Genomic DNA, 20,173 nt, shown 5'->3' with positions numbered 1-20,173 from the left:
GAGCACCCGGGGTGAGCGCCGGGCCGCAGGCCGCCGCCGCGGTCGCCTCGGAGCGGGAACGCGAAAAAGGAGAAGGGGAGACCGACGGCTCGGTCTCCCCTTCTTCCGTTACCGGGCTCAGCGCAGGCGCAGGGCCTCGCGGAGGGTGGTGAACAGGTCGGTCTGGTTGGTGACGCCGAGCACGCGGTAGGCCAGCGGGCCCTGCGCGGCGATGCGGACCTCGGTGCCGGTGTGCTCCTGGGACTGACCCGGCGTGTTGGTCGAGTAGTTGACCTTCAGCTGCTGGCCCTCGTTGGTCACCAGGGTGGACGACAGGCCGGGCGGGGTGGCCTCCAGCGGGACGATCTGGCTGGTGTGGCCGTGGTCGGCGGTGGTGACGACGAGCGTGTCCGGGTGCTTGGCCGCGTAGGCGCGGGCGACCTTCACCGCGCGGTCGAAGGCGGCGGTCTCGCCGATCTGGCCGCAGGGGTCGGCGGCGTGGTCCTGCTTGTCGATGGAGGCGCCCTCGATCTGCAGGAAGAAGCCGTTCTTGGAGTGCTTCCGGCGCTGCTTGTCCTCCAGCAGCTGGATCGCCTTGGTGGCGGAGTCCGCCAGGCTCGGCGTGCTGGAGGGCCGGTTCGGGTTGGAGGTGACGCAGCGCTGCGGGTCGGTGCCGCCGACGGCGGCCGGCTTGCCGGTCCACTCGACCGGCACGTTCCCGGAGGCGAAGAGGCCGAGGACGGGCCTGCCGGACTTCGCGGCCTTCATCGACGTCTTGTCGGTGACGACCTGGTAGCCGAGCTTCTTCGCCTGCTCGGTGACGGTCAGCCCCTTGTACGCGCCGTTGGTGACCTTCTGCTCGAAGCGCTGCTTGCCGCCGCCGAAGAGGACGTCCACCTTGTGGTTGACGGACTGCTCGGCGATCGAGCCCGGACCGCCCGCCGCGATCGTGTCGGCGGGACACTTGGCCATGTCGGCCGGGCCCTGGCAGGAGCGGTCGGTGACGTGCGAGGCGAGCACGGCCGGGGTGGCGTCGGTCAGCTCGGCGGTGGTGACGCTGCCGGTGGCGTAACCGTTCTTCTGCGCCAGCTCCAGGATCGTACGGACGGCCTTGTCGGAGGCCGGCGTCTTGGAGATGCGGCCGTTGATCGTCTTCACACCGGTCGCCCAGCCGCTGCCGCTCGCGGCGGAGTCGGTGACGTAGTCCGGCGTGCCGTCCTTGTGCACGGCGTACGTGGTGTACTCGCCGGTCAGCGGGAACCTGTCCATGTTCAGACGGCCGTTGGCGCCGACGGTGTAGTCACGGGCGAGCGTGATCTCCGAGTCTCCCATGCCGTCACCGATCAGCAGGATGACGTTCTTCGCCTTGCCGCCCTTGATGGCGTCCTCGGCCTGCTGCTTGGTGTCGGTCGCACCGGCGCCGGTCGTGAAGGCGACGGCGGCGGCGGTGGACGCCACCAGCGCGGTGGCGAGGGTGAGGTGGCGGCGGGACGGTCTGTGCATGGAAGCGACTCCTTGGGGCAGCCCGTCCGGGATGGGCGGGCGTCAACAGGCGTCAGCCCATCAGCCGTTCGTGAATCGCCGGGAAACCCCTGGTGGGGCGCCGGTTTCGGCTGCGTGGCACCCGCGCGGCCTGCCGATGCCGATGCCGATGCCGATGCCGTCGCTGGTGCTTGGCGCGGCGGTCGGCGGGGTGCGGGCGCCGCTCGACCAGGCCCTGCTTCTCCAGCTTGTCGACGACGAACGTGGCGTCGGAGGGCTCGCGGCTCATCCGCTCGGACAGCTCGCGCATGGTCATCGGGCCCGTCATCTCTCTCAACGCGGTCGCCTGGGCCGCGGTGAGGCCTGAGGCGACGGCCCTTTCGCGTACGTGATCGGCGGGAGCACGCCCGGGCCGTGGCCCGGACCGGACACGGCCGAAATCCCGCGCGCGGTGTCCGAAGCCCAGCGCGTCGTCCCCCATCCGGTCCCGTCCGCCGCCACCATGGACCCGGCCGTGCCGCCGGCCCACCGTGGTGGTGCGCCGGGCACGGCCGTCGGGCGACCTGGCGAGGAGAGCGATGGCGACGGATCAGGGTTGGGTCGGCCGCCGGGGCCTGCTGCGGGCGTCCGCCGCCGGACTGACGGCGGCGGCGTCCCCGATGGCACCCCCGGCCAGGGCCGCGTCCACCGCCGTGGACCGGCAGACCCTGCGCTACCGGGAGATGACGGGCGGATCGGTGACCTCCTCCCGGGACGGGTCCGTGCTGATCGCCGAGGTGCAGGGCGTCCTGTGGCGCGTGCCGCCGGAGGGCGGGGAGGCGGTGCGGATCACCGACTGGGACCTGGAGGCGACCCGGCCGGTCCTGTCCCCGGACGGCAGACGGCTGGCGGTCGGAGGCTACCGGGGCGGCGGCTTCCACCTGTGGACGCTCAGGACCGACGGCAGCGAGCTGCGCCAGATCACCGACGGACCCTGGGACGACCGGGGCCTGGCCTGGTCGCCCGACGGCAGCCGCCTGGTCTTCGCCTCCGAACGCGGCGGCGACGCGGTGACCGGTGCGTCGTTCGGGCTGTGGACCGTGGCCGCGGACGGCGGCTCGGCCGTCCGGCTGACCGGCGGTCCCTACGAGGACATCGACCCAGTGTGGTGGCCGGACGGGCGCTCGGTGGTGTGCGTCCGCGCCGCCCACACGCCCGACGGCGGCAGCGACGGGGGTCTGGCACTGGTCCGGGTGCCCGCCGACGGCGGTCGCGGGCAGGTGCTCCGTGAGGTGACGGAGGGCCGGCTGCTGTGCCCGTCCGTGTCCCCCTCGGGCCGGATCGCCCACCTGCACCTGACCGGCACCACGGCCTCCCCGTCCCTGCCGGCCGCGCGGGCCGCGCTCCTGGTGGACGGCCGCGTGGTGACCGAGGACGAGGATCCGGCGGCGGCACCGCCGTGCTGGCTCGACGACGACCGGCTCCTGTACGTGGCCGACGGCCGGATCCGCGTCCGCACCCTCGGCACCCCCGGCGCGGTCCGGGACATCCCCTTCACCGCCCGGATGACGGTCCCGCGACCCCGGCGACGCCCCAGGCCGCCCTCCCTGGAAGCCGCCGGACCGGTGCGCGGCATCCACCTTCCGGCCCTCGCGCCCGACGGCGGCAGCGTGGCCTTCGCGGCGCTGAACGCCCTGTGGGTGCTGCCCGTCGACGGCACGCCCCGCAAGGTGCTCCAGGCCGCCGCCGTCCACCATGTGCAGATGCCCGCCTGGGCACCGGACGGTCGCAGCCTGCTGTACTGCACCGACCGGGACGGGCTGACGGCCGTACGCCGGCTCCGTCCGGACAGCGGGCACGACGAACCGGTCACCGGTCCGGGCCGGCTGTACCCGGCGCCGTCACCGGACGGCACCCGCCTCGCCTGCCAGGACACCAGCGGCAACGTCCTGCTGCGCGACCTGGCCACCGGCGCGGAGCGGCTGCTCGCCCGGCCGCTGGCCGCCGACGGGCCGCCGGGCGCCCCGACCTGGTCGCCGGACGGCCGGTACGTGGCCTTCTGCGACCGCAACCGGCTCAACCACCGCTTCCGCGAGGGCTACCACCTCATCCGGGTCCTCGACACCCGCACCGGCACCGAGAAGCGCCACCTGCCCGCCGCCCACCAGTCCCTGTCCGACCGCGCCGCCGCCGGACCCGTGTGGTCGCCCGACGGCCGCTGGATGGCGCTGGTCGCCGAGTCGGCGCTCTGGCTGCTGCCCGTCGCCGGCGACGGCACCCCGACCGGCCCCGCCCGCCGGATCACCGACGAACCGGCCGACCATCCCACCTGGGCGCGCGAGACGAACACCCTGCTCTACCTGTCCTCGGGCCGGCTCCGCCTCCTCGACCCGGCTCCGTCCGGGCCCCGCACGCTGCCCGTGCCGCTCGCCCACCGCCCGGTCCGCCCCCGGCAGCGACTGCGCGTCCACGCCGGGCAGTTGTGGGACGGCACCGGCACCACCCCGCGCCAGGACGTCGACATCCTCACCGACGGCCGCCGGATCACGGCCGTCGAACCGCACCGCCCGCGCCGCCCCGGCCACCGCACCGTCGACGCCTCCGGACACACGGTCCTGCCCGGCCTGTTCGACAGCCACACCCACCCCTACAGCGCCACCTACGGCGCCCGGCACAGCCTCACCGCGCTCGCCTACGGCATCACCACCACGGCCTGCCTCGGCGCGTCCCTGTACGAGGCGATCCGGCTGCGCGAGTCCCTGGCCTCCGGGCACAGCACCGGGCCGCGCCTGCTGGCCTGCGCCGAACTCGTCGACGGCGCCCGCACCGCGTACGCCATGGGCCGCGCCCACCGCACCGGCGCCGGTGTGCGGCGCACCCTGGAGCGGGCCACCGCCCTGCGGGTGGACTTCGTCAAGACCTATGTCCGCGCCCCCGGCCGGGTCATGGCGCAGGCCGCCGAGGCCGCGCACCGGCTGGGCGTGCCCAGCGGCAGCCACCTGTGCGCACCGGGCCGGGCCGCCGGGCAGGACCTCACCACGCACCTCCAGGCCACCCAGCGCCTGCCCTACGGCCACGCCACCACTCCCACCGGCCACATCCACCAGGACGTCGTCCAGCAGTACGCCGACGGCCGCTTCGCGCTGATCATGACCCCGTTCACCGCGCAGTCGCTGCTCGGCGCCGACCCCGCCCTGGCCGACGACCCACGCGTACTCACCCTCATGCCGCCCTGGGACGTCGCCGCCGTCCGCGAACGCGCCCGCACCGCGCCCACCGACGAGCAACGACGGGCCCTTTCCACCGAGATGGCCGCCTACCGCCGCCTCGCCGCCGAGGGCGCCGTGCTCGCGGTGGGCACGGACGCGCCCCTGGTCCCGGCCGGTCTCTCCCTCCACCTCGCCCTGCGCGCCCTGCACGCCCACGGTTTCACCCCGGCCCAGGCCCTCCAGTGCGCCACCGCCGTCCCCGCGCGGCTGTTCGGCGTCGAGCGCGATCTGGGCACCGTGGAGCCGGGAAAGATCGCGGACCTGACCGTCGTCGACGGTGATCCCTTCACCGACTTCGCCAGTCTCGCGCGCACTCCGCTGGTCCTCCGGGACGGCGTCGCCCACTACCAGAGCGACCTCGTGGACGCTGTCGGGAGCGCGGTCACGACGCCCGCTTGAGCGCCATCGTCCGCATGCCGCCCGGCGACGCGGAACCGCTCCGGCACCCAGGCGTGGGAGAGCCGCAGTCTGCGGTGACTGCGGGCGTTCATGCCAGCGGCTGCACGCCTTCCGGGAAGTTGCGCGGCGCGAACCGACGTGAGGCGGGTGAGCGGGGCCGGGCAGACGGTGACGTGGCGTCCGGCGTCCGGTTGCCCGCCGTCGCGCCCGGTTCACCCGAGCGGAGCAGCGAAGGGGGCCGAACGGCCGTAGCCCACCGGGACCGGGGACCGTTTGGCCGGGCCCGGCCCGGGGGGATCGGTCATGGTGGACGGACGGGCCGACGGTCCGCGACCCGAGGAGTTCCGCAGCCCGAGGAGTGAGGAACCATGGCCGAGCAGAGACCACCGGGGCCGACGGCCGGCCGGCCCCCGCAGGGCGACCTCGGGCGCCGCATCGAACAGCGCCGCGCGGAACTGGGCCTCACCGTGGAGGAACTGGCGTTCCGGGCGGCCATGGCCCCGGCCTACATCGAGCACCTGGAGAAGCACAGCACCGCCGCACCCGAGGCCGGCACGCTGCTCCGGCTGGCCGGGGCCCTGCGGACCAGCCCCGCGGAACTCGGCGGCGGCAACGTCGGCCTGCCGCCGGGCCTCGGGCACGCCGCCCGGGCTCCCCGCTTCACCGAACTGGGCGAGGAGGAGTGCCGCCGGCTGCTGTCGACCCACGGCGTGGGCAGGATCGCGGTGTCCACCGACGCCGCCCCGGTCGTCGTACCAGTCAACTACAGCGTCGTCGACGACGCCATCGTCTTCCGGACGCAGGCCGGGACCGTCTCCCTCCAGGGACTCGGCCGGGAGGTGGCGTTCGAGGTCGACCGGGTGGACGACGCGCTCAGCCAGGGCTGGAGCGTAGTGGTGCACGGCGCCGCCGAACAGGTGACCGATCCCGACGCCGTACGGCGCATCGCCGAGCAGGCCTACAGCGCTCCTTGGGCGGGCGGGGAGCGCGACGTCTGGGTCCGCGTCGGGATGACCGCGCTGACCGGCCGCCGCATCGACACCTGGTGAGCCGTCCTGCCTTATGGGCTCCGCGCACATGTGCCCGACACCCTGCTGAGGGCCGGACACATGTGCGCGGAACCCATCCGAGGCCGTTACCTGGCGTCACGTCCGGTCAGTGCGGCCGGTCCTGGTCCTCCCGGACCACGACGACCGGGCAGGCCGCGTGCTGAGCGCAGCGCAGGCTCACGGACCCCAGGATCGCCCGGGCGAAGCCGCCCCGGCCCCGGCGGCCCACGACGAGGAGTTCCGCCCCCTCCGAGGCGGCGATCAGCACGTCGGAAGGGTCGCCCTCCACCAGGATCTCCCGCAGACCGGCGGGCCGCACGTCCGGGAAGACCGTGCGCATCTCCTCCGCGAACCGCTCCTGCGCCTGCTCCAGGTCGAACTCGGGGTCGATCGCGGGCCCGGTCCAGCCGATGGCCGACGGTGTGTCCCAGGCGCACACGGCCTCCACGAAACCGCCGACCATATCCGCGTACCGCGCCGCCCAGCGCAGCGCCGCGTACGACGACGGGGAGCCGTCCACACCCGCGACCACGCGGATCTTCGGTTCAGGGGGTTGCATGGGCACCTCACCAGCAGTCGTTGTCGGTACTCTCCACGCTGCCCGGGCCGACGGAACTGTGCCAGCCGGGGAGCCGTCTCCGCCGCACGGCGGAGCGGAGGAGCGAGCGCCCTTTCCGCGCGGTCAGATCAGGCTTCCGCTGCCGTAGGGGGCGTACAGGTCGAGCAGCCGGACGCGGGAGGCGTGCAGCCGCTCCACGAGCACGCGGCCGACCCAGACCGCCATCGCGCGGCCGAACTCGGGGTCCTCGGCGCACATCGTCCGGACCGTGCCGCCGTCCAGCTCCCACGCCCGGACCGGACTCGTGGCCTCGGCGCCCAGGTGCCAGAGGTACGGCGGGTGGTACCAGGACCAGCCGACCAGCTGGCCGTGCCCGAGCGTCGCGACGACGGCGGGCCGCCGGCCCGGGACACGGACGTCGAGGGCGACCGTGCCGGTGCGGATGATCCACAGCCGGTCGGCGCGCCGGCCCTCCTCGAACAGCCGGGTCCCGGCCGCGAAGGACACCCCGTCGGCCAGCCGCATCAGCCGCTCACGGTGCTCGACGGGGAGGACCGCGTTCATGGTGGTGGCGGAAGTCATCACGCCGGCTCCCTTCGTGTGGTCTGCCACCACTCTGCGCCGCGCCCCACCGCACCACCACGGGCCGCCCGTCCCGCCCCCAGGGCCTTTCGGCCCCCTCGGGCCGCGCCCCGGGCCGCTCTTCCCCGGTGTCCTCAGCGGCCGTCGGCCCGGGCGCGGGCGTGGTAGAGGTCGCGCAGCAGGCCGATCTCGGCTCCGTGGTGCAGCAGTTCCTGGTTGACCCACCACACGATGTCGATGAACGGCTCCTCCGGGTCGCTGCCGTGCGGATAGGTGCAGTACCCCACGGTGTCGAGCGCGCCGTCGGCGGCGCCGAGCAGGGCCTTCCGCCAGGCCTCGGCGCCGGTGTCGAACGCCGCCACCGCCGTCGCCGCGTCCCCGCCGGTCCGGTAGTCGTCCCGGGTGAGCCGGTGATCGCCGGCCGTGTGGTCCGCGCGCAGGGTGAGCATTTCGCTGAGGTGGCTCAGACGCCACGCGATGGTGGTGAAGGGCGGCGGCCAAGGATGCGGGTAGGCGGCGGTGTCGCGTCCCCAGTCGCCGGCGCCCGCCAGGGCGGTGGCGCGCGGTCCCGGCCCGTCCCCGCGCCGCCGTACCGACCAGCAGCCCGGCACCGGCTCCCAGAGGTACTCGGCGTCCGTCATGGGACCGACCGGGGTGTCCGTCCCGTCGCCGCTGTCCATGACGGGCCCCGCCATGCGGCCGGCCAGGCGCTCGCGGGCGAAGTCGAACTGCTCTAGAAGGGGCAGCAGGCGGGGCGGCACCGTCATCAAAGGCTCCTGAGTCGCAACCGGTTCGCGTGATCCGTCAGAGTGGCAGACCGGGCCCGGAGCCGCGTCCTCATTTTCTCCGGCGCCGCCCCGGACGCCCACCGGCTGTCTCCGGGTCCCGGGCCGCTGATCACCGGGCGCGGCCGACCGGCCGCCGGACCCGGAGCGCCGCCACGCCGCTGCGCGCCTCGCGCTCTTGGCGGACGATGGCCTCGAGACCACGTCGTCGCTCACCGCAGGGGCCGCCGCCGGCTCCCCGCCCCGACACCCGCCACACCGGGGAGAACTCCATGAAGATCCACCTCACCAGCGTCTTCGTCGACGATCAGGACAAGGCCCTGCGCTTCTACACGGACGTACTGGGCTTCGTGACGAAGCACGACGTTCCCTTCGGCGAGGACCGGTGGCTGACCGTGGTCTCGCCGGAGGATCCCCACGGGACCGAACTGCTGCTGGAGCCCTCCGGCCATCCGGCGGTGCAGCCGTACAAGACCGCGCTGGTGCAGGACGGCATCCCCGCGGCCTCCTTCGCCGTGGACGACGTGCGGGCCGAGTTCGACCGGCTGCGCGGGCTGGGGGTGCGTTTCACCCAGGAGCCGCTGGAGACGGGCACGGTCACCACGGCCGTCCTGGACGACACCTGCGGGAACCTGATCCAGCTCGTGCACACCACATGAGCCGGACGGGGCGGTGGCGTGCCCCCGCCCGCCTGCCCGGCCCCCGCCTCCTCGACCGGGTTACGGGACGAGCCCGAGCAGGAGTTCGCTCAGCTCCGCCGGCATGGTGATCATGCAGTCGTGACCGGTGGGGAGTTCCAGGACGCGGGCCGGGGTGCCGTTGGGCTGGACGGGTGGGACCGGCCGGCGTGTGATGCCTTCCGGCCGGGCGCCGGTGCAGTGGATGTGGGTGCGCGGGATCGCGTTCAGGGCCGGGTCGTCCAGCCGGACCGGCTGCTCCAGGCAGCGCACCGGCTGATCCGACAGCAGCGTGCGCAGCCATGCGACGTCCGCGGGGTCGGTGACCCCGAACAGGCCCAGCGGAGCGGGCAGTTCGGGCGGGGGCGGCACGCGCCAGCCGCCTCCCGACCCGGCGGCCAGGTCGATCAGCTGCCGGGTCACCGGCATCACGTCGACGGCGGACTCACCGTGCTCCGGCACCATCGCGTCCAGGTACACCAGATGCGCGATCCGCTCCGGGACCTCGTTGGCCGCGCCGGAGACGACCAGCCCGGCGTAGCTGTGGCCCACCAGGACCACCTCGGTCAGGCCCGCCTCGCGGATCAGACCGACGACGTCCCCGACATGTGTGTCGAGACCCACCTCGGGGCCGGCCAGGTGTGCCTTGTCGCCGTAGCCGGTCAGCGACGGCGCGAGCACACGATGCCCGGCCGACTCCAGCAGCGGGACCACCCGCTCCCAGCACCGGCCGCTGTGCCAGGCACCGTGTACCAGCAGGAATGTCGACATGGGGAACGGCCCTTTCCTGTTCGGGGCGGAGGCACAGGGCGCGGACGTACCGCGGACCGCCGGTTCCCTTTCGTGCCTCGGTACTCTTTGAGAACCGTCATCATCGTGGTGCACCCGTCGCACCCCGATCAATAAGGCACTTCGCGGTGCCCCGGTTCCCGGGAGGTAACCATGAGCACAGCGGACGGCGAGCCGCGGCGGGCACGCGCGCAGGAGCCGTGCCGGACCCGCGAAGTACTCGACATCGTCGGGGACAAGTGGTCACTGCTGGTCGTGCGCCAGCTCAGCCGGGGTCCGCGCCGCTTCATTGAACTCAAGCGCGCCGTCGACGGAATCAGCCAGCGCATGCTGACCGTCACCCTGCGCGGCCTGGAACGCGACGGCATCCTCACCCGAACCGTCCACAACGTCATGCCGCCGCACGTCAGTTACGCCCTCACTCCCATGGGCACAACCCTCCGCGAGGCCACGGCGCCCCTGCTGGAGTGGAGCCTGCTGAACCTCCCGCACATCGACGCGGCCCGCGCCGCGTACGACACCCGCGCCGAGCAGGACGGCAAAGCCCGCCAGGCTCAGCCGCCGACCGGACCGTCCGCCTCCCCGCACCCGGCCCCACGCGAGGCCCGGCAAGCCACCGCCACCCCCACGACGGTTCAAGGACGCCAGTCCTCGCGGTGATCCGGGCGGTCCGCGCAGGACCGCGCGACCACGCCGATCAGGTCGAGCAACGGCAGGTGACCGTCGAGGACGGCGTCGCCGCCGAAGCGGTGGGCCACGTCGGCGTACGCGTGGTTGTCCGCCTCGTACCGCGTGTGCGAGAGCCTGTTCCGGGGCGGCGCGGCCTACGGTGGGGGGATCCGACGGGAGGAGTGCACGTGGAGATCATCGCGTACGGTGTTCTCTCCGACGAGGAGCCCCTGCTCAGGACGGAATTCGACAAGGTGCTCGACGGGCGGCACGAGTTGCGCTGCCTGGGGCTGTTCCTGGACCGCGACACCGTGCCCACCGCCGCCGGCCACGAGATCGTGCTCAGCAGTGTCAACGACACGCTGGACGCCGGCGTGCTGCGCTCCCTGGCCGGGGGCGGCACCCGGATGATCGCCCAGCGGTCCACCGGCTACAACAACATCGACCTCGCCACCGCGAGGGAACTCGGTGTCACGGTCGCCCGCGTCTCGTCCTACTCGCCGTACTCGGTCGCCGAGTTCGCCTGGACCCTGGCTCTCGCGGTCAACCGCCGGATCGTCCGCGCCGCGCACCGTACCCGCGAGTTCGACTTCCGGCTCGACGGGCTGATGGGCCGCGACCTGCGCGGCCGGACGGCCGGCGTGGTCGGCACCGGAAAGATCGGTTCCGCGTTCACCGCGATCGCCCACGGATTCGGGATGCGGCTGCTGGGCTGGGACATCGCGGAGAATCCGGACTGCCTCGCGCTCGGCATGGAGTACGTTCCCCGCGAGCGGCTGTTCGCCGAAGCGGACCTGGTCAGCCTGCACGTGCCGCTGCTCCCGGAGACCCATCACCTCGTCGACGCCGAGGCGCTGGGCCTGATGAAGGACGACGCGATCCTGGTCAACTCCAGCCGGGGCGGCCTCGTCGACACCGACGCCCTGCTGGCGACGCTGCGCGCCGGCCGGCTCACCGGCGTCGGCCTCGACGTGTACGAGGAGGAGGCCGGGGTGTTCTTCCTGGACAAGTCGCTGGAGGTGATGACCGACGAACGCCTGGCCCGGCTGATGACCTTCAACAACGTCCTGCTCACCTCGCACCAGGCGTACTTCACCGAGGACGCCGTCGGCCAGATCGTCCGCACCACCGTGTCCAACGTCGAGGACTACCTCGCCGGCCGCTCCGGCGACAACACACTCGTCGCCGCGACATGAACCCCTCCGACGCGCACGGTCACCGCGTGTCCTCGGCCGGAAGCACGACGCACAGCTCGTAGCCGCCGTCGCCGGTCGGGCCCGAGGTCATCGTGCCGCCCAGGAGTTCGGCGCGCTGACGCAGCCCGAGCAGACCGTGGTGGGCGCCGGGCAGGGGCAGCGGCGGCTGGGTCGGCGCCGTGTTGGTGATCCTGACCCGCACGGAACCGTCGGCATGGCTCAGGTCGATGCGCGCGGTCGCCCCGGGAGCGTGCTTGCGGGTGTTCGTCAGCGCCTCCTGGACCGTGCGGTAGACCGCGCGCTGGACGGTGGGCGGAAGACCGTCCGGCAGGGCCATGCGCAGCTCGGTCCTGAGGCCGCAGTTGTCGGCCAGCCGCCGGATGTCGCTGAGCGCCGGCTGCGGGGTGAGTTCCGTGGGATGGCCGCTGGACGCACGCAGCACACCGACCATGTGGCGCAGCTCGTCCAGCGTCTGCACGCTCAGCCGCCGGATCGTCGCCGCCGCCTCCCTCGTCTCCGGATCGCCCGCGCCCACTTGCAGCGCTCCGGCGCGCACGGCGATCAGACTGACCTGGTGGGAGACGACATCGTGCATCTCCCGGGCGAGCTGGGCGCGCTCCTTGGCGAGGACGGCCTGCGCGGTCAGCAACTGCTGGTGGTCCCGCGCCTCCGAGATCTCGGCCAGCCGCAGCGACAGATCGTGGCGGGTCCGCACCAGCTGCCCCAGGAAGACGGCCGCCGCCGCCGTGGCCGCGCTGTAGCCGAGCGCGATCAGCGTCGGGGTGCGGGTCAGATCCAGCCGCGGCGACGGCAGCGACGTCGTGTCGCTGAACGCGAACGCCAGGGCGCACCCGACCAGCAGCGCCCGCGGGCGGTTGAACGAGGCGAGCGTGTACAGCGCGGCCAGGCAGGCGAAGACCGCGTCGGACAGCAGCACGGCGGGCAGCGTGAGCAGGAAGGTGAGCAGCGGCTGCCGCCGGCGCAGGAGCAGGGCGACCGCGGCGGCCAGCGCGCAGGCCATCCGCAACGGCTCGTCGATGTCCCAGTGCGCCCACACGTCGAGGAGCGCCATGGCCACGGCCACGCCGTCCAGGAGCAGCGGGGACGGGCGGCGGGTCATCCCGTGCCCTCGGCGAGGAGCCCCGCCCGCTGGGCGAGAAGGGCCGCCTGGACCCGGCCGCTGACCTCCAGCTTGGTCAGGATCGCGCTGACGTGGTCCTTGACGGTGCCGGTGCTCAGATGCATCCGGGCCGCGATGTCGGTGTTCGACAGGCCCTCGGCGATCAGGACCAGCACCTCGCGCTCGCGCTCGGTCAGCCGTCCCAGCGCCTTGGGCGGGCGCTCCTGCGCCCCGCTGTTCAGATAGCCGTCCACCACCGTGCGCGTGACCTTGGGCGACAGCACCGTGCCGCCGCGGGCCAGGCTCTGCACCGCCGGCGGCAGCGCCTCCGGATCGGTGTCCTTCAGCAGGAAGCCGGCGGCGCCCGAGCGCAGCGCCGTCTCCACGTACTCGTCCATGTCGAACGTGGTCAGCATGGCGACCACCGGGGGCTGCGGCAGCCGCCGGATGTCGCTCAGTACGGTGAGCCCGTCCACGTCCGGCATGCGGATGTCCAGCAGGACGACATCGGGGCGCTTCTCCCGTACCGCCCGCAGGGCCTGGCCGCCGGAGACCGCGCCGACCACCTCGATACCGTCGGCGGCGTCCAGGATGCGCTGGAAGCCCGTGCGGATCAGGGCTTCGTCGTCGACCACCAGTACCCGGATCACGTGTGCTCCAGCCTCTGTGGGAGTACTGTGTCCGATTCGTACCACGCCGGACGCGACCGCGCCGCCCGGCACCCACGGGAAGGCCGGAGCGTGGCCGCCCGCCGCCGCGGCCGTGCGGTCGAGGTCAGGTCAGGACCGTGCGGCGAGACACAGCCGCTCCCGGCCCGGACGCAGGGTGAGGGCGGCCACGGGGACGGCCTCCTCGGCCGTCGACGGCCGCCGCGGTGCCGCGGGCCGGCCGAGCCGGGCCGTCCAGTGGCCCTCGCTCAGCGTCAGCGTCACCGTCGACAGGGGCGGCACCCGCAGCTGCCAGAAGGCGCGGGCCGGTACGGCCAGGGCGTGGACCAGCGCGGCCCGGACGACCGGGGCTTCGGTGATCGCGAGTACCCGCCCCGGGCCGGCCGGCAGCGCCGTCAGCCATGCCGCCGTGCGGGCGCAGAGCCGGGCGACGGACTCGCCGCCGTGCGGCGCGGCCCGCGGATCGCGCAGCCAGGTGGACAGACCGTGCGGGTCCTCGGCCGCGATGTCCTGGAGCAGGCGGCCCTCCCACGCGCCGTAGTCCAGATCGCGCAGGGCGTCCTCCGGCGCGGCCTCGACCGCCAGGGCCTCGGCGATCCGCGCGCAGCGGACGGAGGGCGCCCGCAGGGCCCGCGCGTACGGCGGGAGGGCCGCGGTGGCCCCGCTCCGGCCGTCTTCGCCCGGAAGACCGTCCCCGAAGACCCGGCCGGGGCTGCCCGGCGTGGCGGTCGCGCACAGCATCGTCAGTCGCACGGTCACCATCCGAACCTCCTTCTCCGCACGAGGCGGCTCCTCACCGGCCCGGTGAGCGGGGTGGTACTGGTCCAGTCCCCACACTCCGGGAAGCACGGGCGGCTCAGCCATCCGGCAGGTGGCCGGACCACCCCCGCCGGATGGCGGGAGCCTCGCCGCGAAGAGACGGGTCGCCGGCCGCCGCCCGTGGTGGGAGGAGTGAGGGTGCGGCCCGGCGCCGCGGCCGACGGTCAGCGCAGCCCCAGACACGGAAGCCAGCCGCGGGGTGCCCCGTGGACGGCGGTCAGCAGGGCGGCCAGCGCTCCCGGCAGGCCGGTGAGAAGGTCCGCGGGCCATTCGGCGAGCGGGTGGGCGGCGAGCCGGGCCGTCAGATGGCCGGCGAGCCGGTCCTTCAGCGTGCCGGCCGCAGGCAGCCGGGCGTGGCGGTCGAAGGCGTCGGCGACGGCCAGCACGCCCGCCGCCCCGTGGCACAGCCCGAGGCGGTCGCCCGGAGCGTCGCCGAAGAGGTGGAAGGTCTCGTCGTAGTGCTCGGCGAGCGTGGTGAAGGCGGTCGCCGCCCAGTCGGCGGCGGCACCGTCCCCGAGGGCGTCGGCGGCGTCCCACAGCGCCCAGGCGACTCCCGGCGTGCCGTAGCACCACGCCTGGCGGGGGTTGGCCTCGGGGGAGGGCGGGCGCGCGGGTCCGGCGCCGGGCCAGGTGCGGATGCCCCGCTCGTCGTCGTACGCCTGGCGCACCAGCCAGCGGGTGGCCCGGCCGAGCGCCCCGGCGAGGTCGACGGCCGGGTCCGGGTCAGCGGCGGAGCGGCGCAGTGCCGCGGTGAGCGCGGCGACCAGTCCGGCGACACCGTGCCCCATACCGGTGTTGACCCGGCCCTGCATCCAGGCCAGGAGAGGATGGTCCGCGTACTGGCCCGCGCGCAGCCGTCCCAGTTCCTCCTCGTCGCACAGCAGCGCCAGGTGGGCGGCGAGCGGACGCGGCAGGGGCCGCGCCGGTTCCGTCGCGCACAGGGCGAGCAGCAGTCCGGACGGGCCGGAGATCAGGTCGTAGTCGACGAACGCGACCTCGTGGGTGCGGTAGCGGGCCGGGCGCCCGGCCAGGTGGGCGCCGAGCCGGTCCGCCGCGGCCCCGAGCCCGGGCAGCACCCGGGCGCCGAGGCGCAGCCCGACGAGCGTGCCGGCCAGGCCCCCGTCGTACAGCGCGGGGTGGGACGGCCCGCGTCCGGCCGTGCGGGACCACACGGCCACGGCGGCGGGCGCCGCCCGTTCGTCCGCGACCAGATGTGCCAGCACCGGGATCCCGGGGTCGCAGCGGTGTCCGCCCCGTTCGGGCGCTCCGGCCCACTCCAGCAGGTAGCGGACGGCGAGCCCGTGGACGTCCTCGTCCGGCGGGGCGGCCGGTGGCGCCGTGTCGTGCGGCATCGTCCTCCTGACGTCGTGCGGGCGGGACGGAGCCACCCGCCCGGGCGGGCGGGCGGCTCCGGGAGGGTCATGCACAGATGATGACCGTGGCACAGACGATGATCGTGCACAGACCGCTGCATCCCTCGCTGTACGCCGCGGCGGTCGGCAGGTCCTCGTCGGTGATCCGCTCCTCCAAGTCGCTGATCAGCGTGTCGAGTTCGGTGATCTCGTGTGCGGGCATGGGACTTCCCCTTTCACTGTTCACTCATCGGGTGTGGGCCGCCCCGGCGGGCCGTCTGGCGGACGGGCCGGGGACGTCGTGCCGGCCGCCGCGGAACAGGGCGTCGGCGGCGGCCTCGGCGAGGCGGCCGGCGCTCTGGTCGTGGGGGAGCCGGAGCAGGAGCTGCGCGGCGACGCTCGCGCCGCCGTGCAGCGGGTCACGCAACAGCAGGTCTTCGGGGGCCGGCAGCATCTCCTCCACCAGCAGCGCGGAGCCCGCATCCCGGGCGCACAGCCGCTCGATCAGCTGGACGGCCGTCAGCGACGCGAGGTCCACCGGGACCGGTTTCGCGCCGGGGGCGGTGCGTACGAACGCGTGCCGGGGCAGGCCCGCGGACCGGCGCAGCAGAGCGAGGACGCGGACCTTGGCGAGCAGGTCGTCGCCCGGCTCCCACAGCCGGCCGCGGTCGATCCGCCAGGTGGCCGGGGTGAGGACGAGGTCGCCGCCCGCGGTCAGCCGGGGCAGCCGGTCCCGGTCGGGCAGCGCCGCGTCCAGCGCGTCCAGGCGCACCAGGTACGAGGACGCCGGATGGCTCGCCGCGAGCAGCAGCCGCACCAGGGTGTCGTAGGGCGGGGCGGGGGAGCGGGTGGCCAGGTAGACGGGCAGGACGCGCCGGCCGTCCGCCTCGGCGACGATCCGGCCGTGCGCGCGCCGCAGGCTGATGCGGTCCAGCGGGAGGTAGCGCGCGTGCCGGCCGGGCGTGCCGTAGTACGGCGTGGGATCCGGGTCGCCGGTCCACCAGCGGGTCAGCACCGGACGGCGTACGGCGTTGGCGGACCGCTCGGCGAGCGGCGGCACCAGCAGGTCGACGAAGCGGACCCCGGTGCGTTCCTCGACGGCGGCGAGGAACGCGCGGTAGGCGTCGCCGTTGCCGTAGCCGCCGTGCAGGGTGCGCAGTCCGTCGGCGAACCGGGCGTCGAGCACCCCGGCGGACGAGGCGGTCTCCAGCACGGCCACCGGGCCGCCGTGGGCGGACGGGACCAGCGGACGCAGCAGGCAGTCGACCGGCCAGGGCGGCAGCACGGCGTCGCCGGGCGGTGCGCCCAGCGAGTCCAGCAGCGCGTCGTCCAGGTCGAGGCGGGCCGTGCCGGAGCGGGCGGCGGCGTCGAGGTGGTCCAGCAGCCGGGCGTAGCCGCCGGCGGGGTCGTGGGCCGGTGGCCAGCCCGTGTAGCGACGGGCCGGGGGCGGTGGTTCGTCGGCGCTCAGCCGGTCGGCGAGGATCTGGCCGATGGGGCGCGCCCGCTCGGTCAGCCCGGCGAACCAGGACTGCCGCTCCGGTGGTTCGGCAGGCCGGTCGGCCTCTTGGAGGGCGGCGATCCGGGCCGCGATCCGCAGCCCGCGCAGGACGCGTGCGACGGCTGCGGCGGGCACGGCGGCGTCGGTGCCGAGCCGGCGGTAGGAGTCGAGGAACCAGTCGTCCGCCGCGCCCGCCGGCGCCGGCGGCAGGGCACCGGCGGCGGTGACCGTCTCGGCCGGCACCCAGCCGGAGCAGTGCTGCCGGGGCGCCCGGCAGATCTGTACGACGCCGAGCCCGTGCAGGTGCTGGAGGAATCCGCGCAGCACCGCCGCGGCCACGGGCGGCCGGCCGGGCGGGGCGCTCAGCGGCGGCAGCACGCGGTCCAGTTCGCCGAGTGTGCGCGGCCCGTTGGCGAGGAGGGCCAGCACGCTTTCCAGTACACGGGTGCGGCGCAGCACGATCTGCCGGAGCCGGCCGGGTTCACGGGGGTCCACGACGTAACAGCGCACCTGGCCGGGCGGGCCGCCGGGGGCGATGGTGGACGGTTCGGCGAAGTGCAGGGGCGTCGGCGCCAGCAGGGTCGCCGGGCCGGCGGTGCGCAGATCGGCGGGGGCGGAGCCGGCCCGCAGCAGGTGCACGTTCTCCACGGCGATCGCGGCGAGGTCTCCGAGGGGAGTGCCGGGTGCGAGGAGCGGTGGGCGGTCGTCCGGTCCGTCGGCCACCGGGAGCGCGGCGATCTGGCCCGCCCAGCCGCGCGGCGTGGTCTTCACGGCGGCCCGCCCCACGATGCGCCACAGATAGGCGGTACGTTTGCGCAGCTGCTTCCCGGACCACGACTGGCCCTCGGCGAGCCGTCGTTCGATGTCGCCGGCGAGTCCCGGCGCGGCGCTGTCCAGGAACGCGCGCATCACCGGGCTGGAGCACGCCGTACGCCACCCCTGCTCGGCGACCCGCTGCTGCTCGGCCGTGACCGCCTGCCGCAGCCGGGTCAGCGCCGCCTCGGCGGCCTCGGCGCCGCGCAGCAGGGCGCGGGCCTGCCCGGCGAGGTCGGCGGGCACGGCGGCCGAGCGCTCCAGCAGCGCACAGTCCGGTGCCCCGGGTGCCGCGCCGGAGTGCAGCCGCCGCCGCAGGGCGAGTACGGCGCCCCGGTCGGCGGGGGCCAGCGACGGGTGCGGCACGACCTCGGCACCCAGCCGGTCGGCCAGCGCCCGGGCCTGTACGGCGAGCCGCTCGGTGGTGTCGGCGTGCCGGGCGGCGCCTTCGAAGAGGTGCCCTGCGGCGCCGGCCGTCCACGCGGCGCCGGGCATGCCGCCCAGCCGCAGCAGCGCCGTGGCCCCGAGCGCCACGCCGGGTGCGCCGGTGGGCTGGGCCGCCTGTGCCGGTACGTGCTCCATGCTCAGTTCGCCCCCTCCCGGCCGTCGGCGGCGAGCGCCTCGGTGAGCAGGCACTGGCGTGCCGTGGGGAGCGCGCCCCGGTTCCAGTGGAAGATCACGTGATGGGCGGCGGCCCGGCGCGGGCCGACCGTGGCGTCACCGGAGGCGAAGTAGTGGGTGCGCCAGCGCTCCGCGGCCCGTCCCACCGCCGCCAAGTGTTCGCCGACTACGTCCCGCCAGGCCTTGGGCAGAGCCTGGAGCCGGTCCTCGGGGCTCTGGTCCCAGTAGGCGCGGATTCCGGCGGCGGCCCGGCGCAGGTCCGGGTCGCCGAGGCCGCCCGGCAGCCGCCGGCCGGTCTCCTCCCGTACGACCTGCCAGACCCCCCGGTGCTCCCAGCCGACGATGTCCAGCCCGTCGAACACGGCGTGCAGCAGTGCCAGGGACACCCGCCAGCCGACGGGTGCCGGAGCACCGGCCACGGCGGTGTGCACGTCCAGCCAGGCCCGGGAGTCGGCGGTGAACAACGCGTGCACCCAGGGCATGGAGCGGGGGCCGCCGAAGAGATAGGTCTCCGGCTCGTACACACCGGCCACGGGCCGCGCCCGGGTGTCCTCGGTCCGTCGCGGCTCCAGGTGCCGCAGCAGGGCGGCGCGCAGTTCCGGCGTCCGGGCCGGCTCCGCCGCGCGGAACCGTACGCGCAGCCCCGGCGGTTTGTGCATGAAGAAGAAGTCGCGGGCCTGTCCGGTGCCGAGCAACTCACGCGCGGCGGCGGCGAGTCGGTCGTAGGGTGGTGACGGCGTGGTGTCCAGGCCGAGCTGCACCCAGCCGGCCTCGGGAGCGTGGGCGCGCAGGGCATCGAGACCGGCCGCGAGGAACGTCCGGCGGGCCGCCGGGTAACCGGGGTCCTGCGCCGCGAGGGGAACGGAGCCCAGCGGCTGGGCACGTGCGTCGTCCAGGCAGTCGGCCAGTAAACGCTCGACCCGCACCATGCGGCCTCCTCACCGGGAAGGGAAATCCACCCCTGTGATGTCCCTGCCACGCCCGGACCGAAGCGCCAAAGCCAATTGGTCATATGATCAACAGGAGTGCGCGGGAGGTATGCCGCAAGCGGCGACAGCGCGTCCGGCGCGCCGCTCTCCCACCGGCGCCGCCGCTGAGGACCACCGGGCACCCGGCGGCGCCGGAAAACCGGTGTCCCCGGACGGCCCGCCGACGCGATCATGGAGCGGTTCGCCACCGCTTCTCCACCACCGAGGAACCGCCTGCCATGCCTGTGCCCGCCGACCCGACGGTCCTGCACCCGATGCCCGAACAGCCGCGGGTGGTCCTGCTCAAGCCCCTCGTGAAGTCCCCGCTGATCGAGGTCGGGGAGTACTCGTACTACGACGACCCGGACGACCCGACCACGTTCGAGACGCGCAACGTGCTCTACCACTACGGCCCGGAGAAACTGATCATCGGTAAGTTCTGTGCGCTGGGCACGGGGGTGCGGTTCATCATGAACGGCGCCAACCACCGTATGGACGGCCCCTCGACCTTCCCGTTCCCCACCATGGGCGGTTCCTGGGCCGACCACTTCGACCTGCTCACCGGGCTGCCGAACCGAGGGGACACCGTCGTCGGCAACGACGTCTGGTTCGGTCACGGCACGACCGTCATGCCGGGCGTACGGATCGGCCACGGCGCCGTCATCGGCTCCGGCGCCGTCGTCACCCGCGACGTCCCCGACTACGGCATCGTCGGCGGCAACCCCGCCCGCCTCATCCGCACCCGTTACTCCGCGCAGGACGTCGCCCGGCTCCTGGCGCTGGCCTGGTGGGACTGGCCCGCCGAACACATCACCGCACACGTCCGCACGATCATGTCGGGCACCATCACGGACCTGGAGGCGGCCGCGCCCGGCGGCAAAGGGGCGTGAGGGTGTCGCG

Annotated in this window: 18 protein-coding genes and 1 pseudogene; 6 read left to right on the top strand and 13 right to left on the bottom strand. The window is 74.6% G+C overall.

Annotated features, from left to right (window positions below; genetic code table 11):
• Positions 1-117: 117 nt before the first annotated feature.
• Both SCK26_RS03200 and SCK26_RS03195 read right to left on the bottom strand, forming a co-directional pair.
• On the bottom strand, positions 118-1,482 hold the full coding sequence (locus SCK26_RS03200) for an alkaline phosphatase (RefSeq protein WP_318199707.1): 1,365 nt from the start codon (positions 1,480-1,482) through the stop codon (positions 118-120).
• A 166-nt stretch (positions 1,483-1,648) separates the two neighbouring features.
• A pseudogene (locus SCK26_RS03195) lies at positions 1,649-1,858 on the bottom strand (MarR family transcriptional regulator); the annotation flags it as partial.
• Positions 1,859-2,039: 181 nt separating this feature from the next.
• On the opposite strand from SCK26_RS03195, the gene SCK26_RS03190 reads away from it, so the two are divergent.
• Together SCK26_RS03190 and SCK26_RS03185 are read left to right on the top strand one after the other, a co-directional pair.
• Positions 2,040-5,108, top strand: coding sequence for an amidohydrolase family protein (locus SCK26_RS03190; protein WP_318199706.1), 3,069 nt, complete (start codon positions 2,040-2,042; stop codon positions 5,106-5,108).
• Between the two features lie 368 nt (positions 5,109-5,476).
• Positions 5,477-6,157, top strand: a complete 681-nt coding sequence (locus SCK26_RS03185; RefSeq protein ID WP_318199705.1) for a helix-turn-helix domain-containing protein — start codon at positions 5,477-5,479, stop codon at positions 6,155-6,157.
• Between the two features lie 106 nt (positions 6,158-6,263).
• Here SCK26_RS03185 and SCK26_RS03180 read toward each other — a convergent pair whose 3' ends face one another.
• The 3 genes from SCK26_RS03180 to SCK26_RS03170 all read right to left on the bottom strand — a co-directional run bounded on the left by SCK26_RS03180 (position 6,264) and on the right by SCK26_RS03170 (position 8,065).
• A complete protein-coding gene (locus SCK26_RS03180; protein WP_318199704.1) occupies positions 6,264-6,716 on the bottom strand; it encodes a universal stress protein in 453 nt (150 codons plus the stop codon).
• A 123-nt stretch (positions 6,717-6,839) separates the two neighbouring features.
• Positions 6,840-7,298, bottom strand: a complete 459-nt coding sequence (locus tag SCK26_RS03175; RefSeq protein ID WP_318199703.1) for a cyclic nucleotide-binding domain-containing protein — start codon at positions 7,296-7,298, stop codon at positions 6,840-6,842.
• 134 nt (positions 7,299-7,432) lie between these two features.
• Positions 7,433-8,065, bottom strand: coding sequence for a DinB family protein (locus tag SCK26_RS03170; RefSeq protein WP_318199702.1), 633 nt, complete (start codon positions 8,063-8,065; stop codon positions 7,433-7,435).
• A 290-nt stretch (positions 8,066-8,355) separates the two neighbouring features.
• Here SCK26_RS03170 and SCK26_RS03165 point away from each other — a divergent pair, with 290 nt between their 5' ends.
• Positions 8,356-8,742: a VOC family protein gene (locus tag SCK26_RS03165; RefSeq protein ID WP_318199701.1), complete on the top strand. Its 387-nt coding sequence runs from the start codon at positions 8,356-8,358 to the stop codon at positions 8,740-8,742.
• A gap of 60 nt (positions 8,743-8,802) precedes the next feature.
• Here the strand turns inward: SCK26_RS03165 and SCK26_RS03160 are convergent, their stop codons facing one another.
• A complete protein-coding gene (locus SCK26_RS03160; protein WP_318199700.1) occupies positions 8,803-9,531 on the bottom strand; it encodes an alpha/beta hydrolase family protein in 729 nt (242 codons plus the stop codon).
• 171 nt (positions 9,532-9,702) lie between these two features.
• Here SCK26_RS03160 and SCK26_RS03155 point away from each other — a divergent pair, with 171 nt between their 5' ends.
• The gene (locus SCK26_RS03155) at positions 9,703-10,209 is read left to right on the top strand and encodes a winged helix-turn-helix transcriptional regulator (protein ID WP_412080697.1); all 507 of its coding nucleotides are present in this window, start codon (positions 9,703-9,705) and stop codon (positions 10,207-10,209) included.
• A gap of 197 nt (positions 10,210-10,406) precedes the next feature.
• The gene (locus SCK26_RS03150) at positions 10,407-11,414 is read left to right on the top strand and encodes a 2-hydroxyacid dehydrogenase (RefSeq protein WP_318199699.1); all 1,008 of its coding nucleotides are present in this window, start codon (positions 10,407-10,409) and stop codon (positions 11,412-11,414) included.
• Positions 11,415-11,433: 19 nt separating this feature from the next.
• Here SCK26_RS03150 and SCK26_RS03145 read toward each other — a convergent pair whose 3' ends face one another.
• The 7 genes from SCK26_RS03145 to SCK26_RS03115 all read right to left on the bottom strand — a co-directional run bounded on the left by SCK26_RS03145 (position 11,434) and on the right by SCK26_RS03115 (position 19,234).
• Positions 11,434-12,534, bottom strand: a complete 1,101-nt coding sequence (locus SCK26_RS03145; protein ID WP_318199698.1) for a sensor histidine kinase — start codon at positions 12,532-12,534, stop codon at positions 11,434-11,436.
• Positions 12,531-13,184, bottom strand: coding sequence for a response regulator transcription factor (locus SCK26_RS03140; protein WP_318199697.1), 654 nt, complete (start codon positions 13,182-13,184; stop codon positions 12,531-12,533). Before SCK26_RS03140 ends, SCK26_RS03145 begins: the two co-directional genes overlap by 4 nt.
• A 129-nt stretch (positions 13,185-13,313) precedes the next feature.
• Positions 13,314-13,964, bottom strand: a complete 651-nt coding sequence (locus tag SCK26_RS03135) for a histidine phosphatase family protein (protein ID WP_318199696.1) — start codon at positions 13,962-13,964, stop codon at positions 13,314-13,316.
• Positions 13,965-14,185: 221 nt separating this feature from the next.
• Positions 14,186-15,373 carry a lanthionine synthetase LanC family protein gene (locus SCK26_RS03130; RefSeq protein ID WP_318199695.1) on the bottom strand — a complete coding sequence of 396 codons (1,188 nt, stop codon included), beginning with the start codon at positions 15,371-15,373 and terminating at the stop codon, positions 14,186-14,188.
• A 67-nt stretch (positions 15,374-15,440) separates the two neighbouring features.
• Complete coding sequence (locus tag SCK26_RS03125) at positions 15,441-15,596, bottom strand: hypothetical protein (RefSeq protein ID WP_318199694.1); 156 nt, start codon at positions 15,594-15,596, stop codon at positions 15,441-15,443.
• A gap of 24 nt (positions 15,597-15,620) precedes the next feature.
• Positions 15,621-18,266 carry a lantibiotic dehydratase gene (locus SCK26_RS03120; RefSeq protein ID WP_318199693.1) on the bottom strand — a complete coding sequence of 882 codons (2,646 nt, stop codon included), beginning with the start codon at positions 18,264-18,266 and terminating at the stop codon, positions 15,621-15,623.
• Between the two features lie 2 nt (positions 18,267-18,268).
• A complete protein-coding gene (locus SCK26_RS03115; RefSeq protein ID WP_318199692.1) occupies positions 18,269-19,234 on the bottom strand; it encodes a thiopeptide-type bacteriocin biosynthesis protein in 966 nt (321 codons plus the stop codon).
• A 278-nt stretch (positions 19,235-19,512) separates the two neighbouring features.
• Between SCK26_RS03115 and SCK26_RS03110 the strand changes: the two genes are divergently transcribed.
• Positions 19,513-20,163, top strand: a complete 651-nt coding sequence (locus tag SCK26_RS03110; RefSeq protein WP_318199691.1) for a CatB-related O-acetyltransferase — start codon at positions 19,513-19,515, stop codon at positions 20,161-20,163.
• The last annotated feature ends 10 nt before the right edge of the window (positions 20,164-20,173 follow it).

The sequence above is a fragment of the Streptomyces sp. SCL15-4 genome (assembly GCF_033366695.1).
In the GTDB taxonomy this organism is placed as follows: domain Bacteria; phylum Actinomycetota; class Actinomycetes; order Streptomycetales; family Streptomycetaceae; genus Streptomyces.
Note: the sequence above shows the minus strand (reverse complement) of the source record. Positions and strands in the feature narration are given on the sequence as shown.

Excerpts from the sequence above, each read along its gene's own strand:
- SCK26_RS03200 (WP_318199707.1), bottom strand. The coding sequence starts at position 1,482 with ATGCACAGACCGTCCCGCCGCCACCTCACCCTCGCCACCGCGCTGGTG.
- SCK26_RS03190 (WP_318199706.1), top strand. The coding sequence starts at position 2,040 with ATGGCGACGGATCAGGGTTGGGTCGGCCGCCGGGGCCTGCTGCGGGCG.
- SCK26_RS03185 (WP_318199705.1), top strand. The coding sequence starts at position 5,477 with ATGGCCGAGCAGAGACCACCGGGGCCGACGGCCGGCCGGCCCCCGCAG.
- SCK26_RS03180 (WP_318199704.1), bottom strand. The coding sequence starts at position 6,716 with ATGCAACCCCCTGAACCGAAGATCCGCGTGGTCGCGGGTGTGGACGGC.
- SCK26_RS03175 (WP_318199703.1), bottom strand. The coding sequence starts at position 7,298 with ATGACTTCCGCCACCACCATGAACGCGGTCCTCCCCGTCGAGCACCGT.
- SCK26_RS03170 (WP_318199702.1), bottom strand. The coding sequence starts at position 8,065 with ATGACGGTGCCGCCCCGCCTGCTGCCCCTTCTAGAGCAGTTCGACTTC.
- SCK26_RS03165 (WP_318199701.1), top strand. The coding sequence starts at position 8,356 with ATGAAGATCCACCTCACCAGCGTCTTCGTCGACGATCAGGACAAGGCC.
- SCK26_RS03160 (WP_318199700.1), bottom strand. The coding sequence starts at position 9,531 with ATGTCGACATTCCTGCTGGTACACGGTGCCTGGCACAGCGGCCGGTGC.
- SCK26_RS03155 (WP_412080697.1), top strand. The coding sequence starts at position 9,703 with ATGAGCACAGCGGACGGCGAGCCGCGGCGGGCACGCGCGCAGGAGCCG.
- SCK26_RS03145 (WP_318199698.1), bottom strand. The coding sequence starts at position 12,534 with ATGACCCGCCGCCCGTCCCCGCTGCTCCTGGACGGCGTGGCCGTGGCC.
- SCK26_RS03135 (WP_318199696.1), bottom strand. The coding sequence starts at position 13,964 with ATGGTGACCGTGCGACTGACGATGCTGTGCGCGACCGCCACGCCGGGC.
- SCK26_RS03130 (WP_318199695.1), bottom strand. The coding sequence starts at position 15,373 with ATGCCGCACGACACGGCGCCACCGGCCGCCCCGCCGGACGAGGACGTC.
- SCK26_RS03125 (WP_318199694.1), bottom strand. The coding sequence starts at position 15,596 with ATGCCCGCACACGAGATCACCGAACTCGACACGCTGATCAGCGACTTG.
- SCK26_RS03120 (WP_318199693.1), bottom strand. The coding sequence starts at position 18,266 with ATGGAGCACGTACCGGCACAGGCGGCCCAGCCCACCGGCGCACCCGGC.
- SCK26_RS03115 (WP_318199692.1), bottom strand. The coding sequence starts at position 19,234 with ATGGTGCGGGTCGAGCGTTTACTGGCCGACTGCCTGGACGACGCACGT.
- SCK26_RS03110 (WP_318199691.1), top strand. The coding sequence starts at position 19,513 with ATGCCTGTGCCCGCCGACCCGACGGTCCTGCACCCGATGCCCGAACAG.